Raw genomic sequence first — 8,261 nt, forward strand, 5'->3', positions numbered from 1 at the left:
AAATAGAAATGAAATGGGGGCGAAATGGAGAGGAATGGGAATATGAGAATGAGTATGCCCGGAGCGGAAAGGGCTCCCTGGGCGCGGTTTCTGGTTGCGCTAGAAGAAGTGGGCGGGCGGGGGAATAAAGAAAAAGTCTGAATCTTGACAACTGCCTGTAAATCCGGTTTAGGTTAAACCCTGAGTTTTGGAAGAGGAGGGTTAAAGAATGGGGCTTTCCAATTTTCTTTTTACGTCGGAATCGGTCACCGAAGGACACCCCGATAAGGTGGCAGACCAGATTTCGGATGCCATTCTCGATGCGATTCTGGAAAAGGATCCCTATGCTCGGGTAGCCTGCGAAACCATGGTCAATACCGGTATGATCCTCATCGCCGGTGAGATCACCACCGAGGCCCGGGTGGACTATGCCACCATTGCCCGAGGAGTGGTGAAGGAGATCGGATACAATCATTCCGATCTCGGATTTGACTGGCAGACCTGTGCCGTTCTTACCAGTATCGACCGGCAGAGCCCGGACATCGCCATGGGGGTAGATCGAGGAGAAGAAATCGGTGCCGGGGATCAGGGCCTTATGTTCGGTTATGCCTGTGACGAGACCCCGGATTTCATGCCCATGCCCATCTGGTATGCCCACCGGCTGGCCATGCGTCTGGCTGAGGTGCGCAAAAAGGGCATCCTTCCCTTCCTGCGCCCGGATGGAAAAACGCAGGTAACGGTGGCCTATGAGGACAAGCGCCCGGTCTTTGTGCATACCGTAGTGGTAGCGGCTCAGCACGAACCCTGGGTGGAATACAAGGAACTCAAAGAAGCCATCGTGGAGGAGGTGATCAAAAAGGTCATCTCCCCGGAGCATCTTCGTCCGGAGACCAAATTTCTGGTGAACACCACGGGAAGGTTCGTTATCGGGGGCCCGCTTGCGGACTGCGGGATGACCGGGCGAAAAATTATCGTGGATACTTACGGCGGGCGCGGGCACCACGGTGGAGGAGCCTTCTCCGGTAAGGATCCCACCAAGGTGGATCGCACCCCTTCTTATTATGCCCGTTATGTGGCCAAAAACATGGTAGCTGCCGGGGTGGCCCGGGAGCTTGAGGTTCAGGTAGCTTATTCCATTGGGGTGCCGGAACCCATCGCCATCAATGTCCAGACCTTCGGGACCAATAATATTCCGGTGGAGCGAATCGTGGAAATCATTAAAGAGCTCTTTGATTTTCGTCCGCGTCACATGATCGAATACCTGGATATGCGACGTCCGATCTTCAGGAAAACGGCGTGTTATGGACATTTCGGGCGTAATGATCCGGACTTCACCTGGGAGCGGCTGGATATGGTAGAAAAGATCAAGGAACTGGCCGGGCTGGATTAGGGAGGCGAGAAATGGAACATCATATAAAGGATCTTTCGCTTGCGGAAAAGGGGCGCCTGCGGATAGAGTGGGCCGCCAAGGATATGCCGGTCCTTAACCTTATCCGGGAGGAGTTCGAACGCGAAAAACCCCTGCAGGGGCTACGTATCGGGGCCTGTCTGCATGTTACCACCGAAACCGCCAACCTGATGCTAACCCTTAAGGCCGGGGGAGCACAGCTGGCCCTCTGTGCCTCCAATCCCCTTTCTACCCAGGACGACGTGGCGGCTTCTCTGGTAAAAGACTTCGGAATCCCGGTCTTTGCCGTGCGAGGGGAGGATCGCGACACCTATTATGCTCATATCAAGGCCGTCCTGGATACCCATCCTCATATCACCATGGACGACGGAGCGGATCTCATTTCCACCCTGCATGCCGAGCGGCCGGAGCAGGCGGCGGAGGTCATGGGGGGCACCGAGGAGACCACCACCGGGGTTATCCGTTTGCGGGCCATGGCCCGGGACGGAGCCCTCAAATATCCCGTAATTGCGGTAAACGACGCTCTAACCAAACACCTTTTTGATAACCGTTACGGGACCGGACAGTCCACCATCGATGGAATCCTTCGGGCCACCAACCGCCTTCTGGCGGGATCCATCTTCGTGGTGGCCGGTTACGGCTGGTGCGGAAGGGGGCTGGCCCTGCGGGCCCGGGGTATGGGAGCCCGGGTAATCGTAACCGAGGTGGACCCTCTTAAGGCCCTGGAAGCGGTGATGGATGGTTTCGAGGTCATGCCCATGGAGGAAGCTGCGGAACGCGGAGATTTCTTCTGTACGGTTACCGGAGATATGGCCGTGATCCGGAAGGAACATTTTCTGCGCATGAAAGATGGGGCCATCGTGGCCAATTCCGGTCACTTCAACGTGGAGATCGATCTGGAAGGCCTTGCCGAGATCTCCCGGGAAAAACGCCGCATTCGGGAACATGTAGAAGAATATACCCTGGTTAACGGACGCAGGATCTATGTCCTGGCCGAAGGCAGGCTGGTAAATCTGGCTGCTGCCGAGGGACACCCTTCGGCGGTGATGGACATGAGCTTTGCCAACCAGGCCCTCTGTTGCGCCTATCTGGCCCGGCATGCCCGCGAGCTGGAAAATAAGGTCTATGGTGTTCCGCAGGAAATAGATCGGCGGGTGGCCCAGCTTAAACTTTCGGCCATGGGGATCCGAATAGATCGACTCACCCCGGAACAGGAAAAATATTTATCCTCCTGGGAGATGGGGACCTAAGTGGCCATGGCTAAACCCCTTGCGGTGGTCCTCCTTTCCGGAGGCCTGGATTCCTGTGTTACCGCAGCTCTGGCCGCAAGAGATCACGATCTGGCCCTTCTGCACGTGAAATACGGTCAGCGAACCGAGGCCCGGGAGGAACGTGCCTTCAGGGACCTCTGTGAGTATTTCCGGCCTCGCTATTCCCTCATAACCGAAGTCCCGGCGCTCAAGGCCATCGGAGGCTCGGCCCTTACGGATGCAAGCATCGCCGTGCCCGAAAAGGAACCGGATCCCCGGTCCATTCCCGTAACCTACGTGCCTTTTCGTAATGCCCATTTTCTGGCCATTGCCACCTCCTGGGCCGAGGTGCTGGGGGCCGAAAAGATCTTCATCGGGGCCAACGAACTCGATTTTTCGGGGTATCCGGACTGTCGGAGGAGCTTTTTTGATGCCTTTGAGAAGGCTATCGAGGAGGGGACCCGTCCGGAAACCCACATCCGGATCGAGACCCCGCTCATCTATCTCACCAAGGCCCAGATCGTGAGGCTGGGAGCAGAGCTTAAGGCTCCCTTCCATCTCACCTGGTCCTGTTACCAGCAGGAGGAGACGGCCTGTGGACGTTGCGAGTCCTGTCGTCTTCGGCTTAAGGCTTTTGCCGAGGCCGGTTTGAAAGACCCTATTCCTTATGCGTCGTCAGCAACGGAAGATCTTTGAATGTAAACGCTGTGGTTTCTGCTGTCAGGGGGAAAGTACGGTCTCCCTCTCCCCGGAGGAGGTTCAACGCATAGCCGCCTATCTGAAACTATCCGTAGAAGAACTTACCGCACGTTTCCTGGTCCATCGAGGAGGCCGACTGGAAATGAAAACCGTGGAGGGACACTGCATCTTTTATCATCCCCGGGAGGGCTGCCGGATCCATCCGGTGAAACCGGATCATTGCCGGCAGTGGCCCCTTCATCCCAGCATCTTGAAAGATCGAGAAAATTTTGAAATAATCCGTTCCAGTTGCCCCGGTTTTTCTGAGGAGCTAACCTGGGAAGAACTGAGGGAGTTTTGGAGAGGTGAATCCGCTGATTGAGGCTTTGAAGGAATCGGTAGAAGAGGTTATCGGGGTCTATACCGGTACTCCCCCGGTCTTAAAGAATTATTCTACCCGCCAGAACGAATTTCCTCTGGGGGAGATTACGGCCATAGCCGGACTTACCGGAGAGAAGGTATCCGGGGCCTTTGTGGTCTCCTTTTCCAAGGAAGCCCTTTTCAAGATCCTCGAAGCCCTTTTCGGTAGTGCTCCGACCGAGGTTACGGATGAGGTGGAAGATGCCGCCGGAGAGATGGCCAACATGATCTGTGGGGCCTTCCGGCGCCGCTTCGAACAACAGGGAATATCCCTTTCGGCCTCCACCCCCTCCATAGTGACCGGTAAAGATTACAGGCTGCACACTCTGTGTAAGTCCGACCATCTGGTATTGGAATTTGAGTTAAACGGGCATTTGCTGGCCCTTCAATTTTGCCTGGATAAGAAGTAAAAAAACACCTATGAAAGAGAAAGATCTTCTTCGCAAAGCGGCCTTAGGGTGTCTTTTTAAAGGGTATCTTCACAACCTGCGTGGGCCCTTACAGGCCCTTCTGGTGCAGACCGAGATCCTGGAGAACAAGCTCGAAGCGGGGGAAGCCGGCGGGGCCGTGGCCGAGGGTATGAAACGCCTCAAGGAACAGATCTTTAAGCTGACCAACCTCCTTGCGGCCGCGGAAGAGGACATGAACCGCGAGGAGATCGGTCCCTGGCCCCTGCACGAGATCCTAAAGAAGGAACTTACCTTCTGGCAGGCGGAACTTTCCTTTAAACATCGGGTGGAGCAGCAGATGCATATTCCCGAGGAGTATCAGGTAAGAATGCCCTATAATCGGTTACGGGCCGGGCTGTGTGCCCTCTTTTACGGTCTGGTCTTTCCTCTGGCCGAAAGAGGGGGCCGACTTCGCCTCTCGGCGGAAGGGATTTCCGAGGGAGTAAAGGTCCACTTTGAACTGGAACCCCCCTTGGCCGATACCCAAAGTCCCTTTTTCTCCGCGGCCAGAGAAATATGGCATCCTGAGGCCCGCCTGGAAGTCTATCCCGAACGTATTCTGGTACATTTTCCCGCCTGATGGATCTTTCCGAAGATAGGCTCTATCTGGTAGGATTAGCCGTTCTCAAGGGTTTGGTTCCCGTAATCTCCTGTTCCCGGCGGTTGGAAGTTGCGCCGGAAAAGATTCTTCGACTGGGCCGGGAAGAGGTAAAGCGGGTGAGGGATCAAGGGTACAGATTGGTCTTCTATTCGGATCAAGAGTATCCCGAGGCCCTTCGAAAGATACCCGATCCGCCGGCTTTTCTTTATGTGCGGGGACGGATTTACGGAGATCTATGGGGATTGGGGGTGGTGGGGGCCAGAAAAGCCAGCCCTTATGGATTGAAGCTGGCCCGGGAATGGTCCCGGGAGGTAGCCGCCCGGGGAACGGCGATCATCTCCGGGCTGGCCCTGGGGGTGGACGCCGAGGCGCACCAGGCGGCCCTTTCCGCAGGAGGCTACACCGTGGCGGTGCTGGGTTCGGGCCTGGATGTGATCTATCCCTCCTCCCACCGGCACCTGGCCGAGGATATCGTGGCCGCAGGAGGGGCCCTTGTTTCGGAGTTTCCCCTGGGGTCCCGTCCGGAGAGATGGCATTTTCCTCGACGCAACCGGATTATTGCCGGCCTTTCGCGAGCGGTGCTGGTGGTGGAGGCTGCGGAAAAGAGCGGGGCCCTGATCACCGCTCGCCTGGCTGCAGAGATGGGACGCGAGGTCCTGGCCGTTCCGGGAAGTGTGTTTTCGCCACAGAGCCGGGGTACGAACGAACTTCTGAAACAGGGGGCCTGGCCGGCCACAGAGTTAGACGATGTGCTGGAGGCCCTGGGCCTGGAGAAGACCCCGGTCCAGGAACCTCCGTCTCAGCCGGAGGATCCTCTTCTGGCCTGTATTCCGTATTATCCCAAGCACTTCGATGAGATAATGGTCGAGTCCGGTCTGGAGATGTCCGATCTGGCGGCCAGGCTTCTGGAACTGGAACTAGCCGGTTTCATCCAGAGTCTTCCCGGGCGCTTTTACCAGAGGGTTAAATGATGCTTTTCAGGATCCCCGCCGACACCGAGGGAGTCTTTCTGGAACGCCCCAATCGCTTTCTGGCCCGGGTGGAGCTGGAGGGAAGAATCGAGGAGGTGCATCTCCATGACCCGGGGCGCCTCCCGGATCTGACCCGGAAGGGGTGCCCGGTTCTGTTGCGCAAGGCCCGCAATCCCCGCCGGAAGACCCGATGGGATCTTCTGGCCTTCAGGATTCGGGATTACTGGTGTTTCTGCCATTCCGGCTACCATCGCCGGATTACGGCCAACCTCCTGTTCGAGGCCCATCCCTTCGGAGACTTTACGGATCTCAAGGCCGAGCCCAGGGTAGGGGAGGGACGTCTAGATTTTCTCCTGGAAACCTCCGAAGGGCCGTTGTATCTGGAGGTGAAGGGCGTAACCTGGGCTAAGGAAGAAGTGGCTCTTTTCCCGGATGCCCCCACGGAAAGAGGGACCCGCCACCTTCGAGCCCTGATCTCCCTTGTTCGTTCCGGGAACGTGGCCGGTTTGCTCTTTCTGGTCTTCCGGCAGGAGGCCCGCCGATTACGCGCGGCCGAGGAGATTGATCCCGCCTTTGCCGGGACCCTCAGGGAAGCCCTTCGAAGCGGGCTGCAGGCCCGGGCCGCGGTTTTAAAGTATGATGGACAGGGGGTCTTTTTCGAAAGATATATCCCGATAGAGGCCTAGAAGTACCTTTCTCCCCACAGGGTTTCTTTTACCTCCTCCAGGGTAACGGCGGCTATTTCCCGGGCCCGACGGTTCCCCCGGGAAACGATCTCCTCCAGCAGGTCCTGCTGTTTTTCCAGCTCCGCCCGCCGCTTCCACAGGGATTCCAGAGAGCGGATCACCCGTTCGGCCAACTCGGCCTTACAATCCCGGCAGCCGAGACGGGCAGCCCGACAGTCTTCCACGATTTCGCGCAGACGTTCCTGGGGGGTATAAAGACGGATGAGCTGGAAGGCCACACAGCGGTTCTCGGGATCTCCGGGATCACTCTTTCGCGGACGTTGCGTATCGGTAATCATGGAGAGGATTTTTCGCCGCACCTCTTCGGGGGAGTCGTTCAGGAAGATGGCGTTGCCGTAGCTTTTGCTCATCTTGCGCCCGTCTATTCCGGGAACCTTTGCCGCCTCGCGGGAAAGAAGGGGTTCGGGAAGGGGGAAGACCTCCTTTCCGTAAAGGTAATTGAAACGCCGGGCGATCTCCCGGGTGAGCTCGAGATGAGGAAGCTGATCCACCCCCACCGGAACCTTTTGGGCCTTGTAGATGAGGATATCCGCGGCCTGAAGCACCGGGTAGCCCAGGAAGCCGTAGGTGGAAAGATCTTTGCTCTGGAGATTCTGAAGCATGTCCTTATAGGTGGGATTGCGTTCCAGCCAGGAAACCGGAACGATCATCCCGAAGAGAAGATACAATTCGGCGTGTTCCTTGATGGCGGACTGGACGAAGATTACACTCCTTTCCGGATCCAGCCCGGCTGAGAGCCATTCCAGGAGGAGTTCCCGGGTAAAGGACGGAATGCGTCGGGGGTTTTCGTATTCGGTGGTAAGGGCATGCCAGTCGGCCACGAAATAGAAACAATCGAATTTCTCCTGGAGATCCAGCCAGTTCCGGAGGACTCCATGCAGATGCCCCAGATGTAAGGGACCGGTAGGACGCATTCCACTCAGCACCCGTTTTCGACTCACGGCCACCCTCCGAGCAGCAGATGAGAAAAACCAAAGATCAGAGGGAATATAATTTTATCCACCACGCCTGTAAAGATGAGAAGGATGAGGAAAATAAAGCCCATGAATTCGTACCGCATAAAGGCATAGGCCACCGAGGAGGGGAGCACTCCCGCCAGGACTCGACTGCCGTCCAGAGGCGGAACCGGCAGGAGGTTGAAGATGCCCAGACCCAGGTTGATCTGCACCCCCAGGGCCAGCATCAAACGCAGGAGCTTCACCGCCAGGATATGGGCTCCGGGGGAAAGGGCATGATAGAGAACGGCCAGGAGCACAGCCATAAGGAAATTGGCCCCCGGCCCGGCCAGCCCAACCCACATCATGTCCCGGCGGGGATGGCGAAAGTAGTTGGGATTCACCGGCACCGGTCGGGCCCAGCCTATGGCCTGGGTTAGAACCAGGACCAGGGTCCCCACCGGATCGAGGTGCTTCAAAGGGTTTAAGGTGAGTCTTCCGGCGGCTTTAGCGGTAGGATCTCCCAGACGCCAGGCCATCCATCCATGGGCCAATTCATGAAAGGTAATGGCCAGAAGCAGGGGCGGAGTAATGATGATCAGGGTTCTCAAATCAGGCAACCACATGAGGACCTTTATCCCTCCCTGGCTAAGAGTTCACGCGCCAGCCGAAGCTCATCTTCCCGGTTTTTCACCCGTCCGTCAAGGCGGGCATAGAAGACCTCTCTTAGGATACGTCCCAGGAGAGGTCCCGGGGTGAGCCCCAGCTCTCTTTTTAAATCTTTCCCGGAAATTTCAAGACTTATATTTTTAAGCTTAAAATAT

Annotated in this window: 10 protein-coding genes and 1 pseudogene; 8 read left to right on the forward strand and 3 right to left on the reverse strand. The window is 56.9% G+C overall.

Annotated elements, in window-relative coordinates; all coding sequences use genetic code 11:
• Positions 1–208 precede the first annotated feature (208 nt).
• The 8 genes from metK (at position 209) to sfsA (ending at position 6,442) form a co-directional block, all read left to right on the forward strand.
• A complete protein-coding gene (gene metK / locus F8J34_RS02805; RefSeq protein WP_297056324.1) occupies positions 209–1,369 on the forward strand; it encodes a methionine adenosyltransferase in 1,161 nt (386 codons plus the stop codon).
• A gap of 11 nt (positions 1,370–1,380) precedes the next feature.
• Entirely contained in the window at positions 1,381–2,637 is a 1,257-nt protein-coding gene (gene ahcY, locus F8J34_RS02810) for an adenosylhomocysteinase (protein ID WP_297056326.1), read from the forward strand.
• Between the two features lie 6 nt (positions 2,638–2,643).
• Positions 2,644–3,333 (forward strand): 7-cyano-7-deazaguanine synthase QueC, encoded by a 690-nt coding sequence (queC, locus tag F8J34_RS02815; protein WP_297056344.1) that lies wholly within the window; start codon positions 2,644–2,646, stop codon positions 3,331–3,333.
• Positions 3,305–3,697 (forward strand): YkgJ family cysteine cluster protein, encoded by a 393-nt coding sequence (locus tag F8J34_RS02820; RefSeq protein WP_297056328.1) that lies wholly within the window; start codon positions 3,305–3,307, stop codon positions 3,695–3,697. The genes queC and F8J34_RS02820 overlap by 29 nt, the downstream gene beginning before the upstream one ends.
• A complete protein-coding gene (locus tag F8J34_RS02825) occupies positions 3,681–4,145 on the forward strand; it encodes a chemotaxis protein CheX (RefSeq protein ID WP_297056330.1) in 465 nt (154 codons plus the stop codon). Before F8J34_RS02820 ends, F8J34_RS02825 begins: the two co-directional genes overlap by 17 nt.
• A gap of 10 nt (positions 4,146–4,155) precedes the next feature.
• A complete protein-coding gene (locus tag F8J34_RS02830) occupies positions 4,156–4,764 on the forward strand; it encodes a hypothetical protein (protein ID WP_297056332.1) in 609 nt (202 codons plus the stop codon).
• 137 nt (positions 4,765–4,901) lie between these two features.
• The gene (gene dprA, locus F8J34_RS02835; RefSeq protein ID WP_297056334.1) at positions 4,902–5,756 is read left to right on the forward strand and encodes a DNA-processing protein DprA; all 855 of its coding nucleotides are present in this window, start codon (positions 4,902–4,904) and stop codon (positions 5,754–5,756) included.
• Entirely contained in the window at positions 5,753–6,442 is a 690-nt protein-coding gene (gene sfsA / locus F8J34_RS02840) for a DNA/RNA nuclease SfsA (protein ID WP_297056336.1), read from the forward strand. The genes dprA and sfsA overlap by 4 nt, the downstream gene beginning before the upstream one ends.
• Here the strand turns inward: sfsA and trpS are convergent.
• The 3 genes and pseudogenes from trpS to F8J34_RS02855 form a co-directional block, all read right to left on the reverse strand.
• Positions 6,439–7,443 carry a tryptophan--tRNA ligase gene (trpS, locus tag F8J34_RS02845; RefSeq protein WP_297056338.1) on the reverse strand — a complete coding sequence of 335 codons (1,005 nt, stop codon included), beginning with the start codon at positions 7,441–7,443 and terminating at the stop codon, positions 6,439–6,441. The two genes, sfsA and trpS, sit on opposite strands and share 4 nt — an antisense overlap.
• On the reverse strand, positions 7,440–8,063 hold the full coding sequence (locus tag F8J34_RS02850) for a site-2 protease family protein (protein WP_297056340.1): 624 nt from the start codon (positions 8,061–8,063) through the stop codon (positions 7,440–7,442). Before F8J34_RS02850 ends, trpS begins: the two co-directional genes overlap by 4 nt.
• An 8-nt stretch (positions 8,064–8,071) precedes the next feature.
• Positions 8,072–8,261: pseudogene (locus tag F8J34_RS02855) on the reverse strand (hypothetical protein); the annotation flags it as partial.

Origin of the sequence: Thermosulfurimonas sp., from assembly GCF_015491435.1 — a bacterium.
In the GTDB taxonomy this organism is placed as follows: Bacteria; Desulfobacterota; Thermodesulfobacteria; order Thermodesulfobacteriales; family Thermodesulfobacteriaceae; genus Thermosulfurimonas_A.

Coding starts and splice junctions, on each gene's coding strand:
- sfsA (WP_297056336.1), top strand. CDS start 5,753: ATGATGCTTTTCAGGATCCCCGCCGACACCGAGGGAGTCTTTCTGGAA.
- F8J34_RS02820 (WP_297056328.1), top strand. CDS start 3,305: ATGCGTCGTCAGCAACGGAAGATCTTTGAATGTAAACGCTGTGGTTTC.
- queC (WP_297056344.1), top strand. CDS start 2,644: ATGGCTAAACCCCTTGCGGTGGTCCTCCTTTCCGGAGGCCTGGATTCC.
- ahcY (WP_297056326.1), top strand. CDS start 1,381: ATGGAACATCATATAAAGGATCTTTCGCTTGCGGAAAAGGGGCGCCTG.
- metK (WP_297056324.1), top strand. CDS start 209: ATGGGGCTTTCCAATTTTCTTTTTACGTCGGAATCGGTCACCGAAGGA.
- F8J34_RS02850 (WP_297056340.1), bottom strand. CDS start 8,063: ATGTGGTTGCCTGATTTGAGAACCCTGATCATCATTACTCCGCCCCTG.
- F8J34_RS02830 (WP_297056332.1), top strand. CDS start 4,156: ATGAAAGAGAAAGATCTTCTTCGCAAAGCGGCCTTAGGGTGTCTTTTT.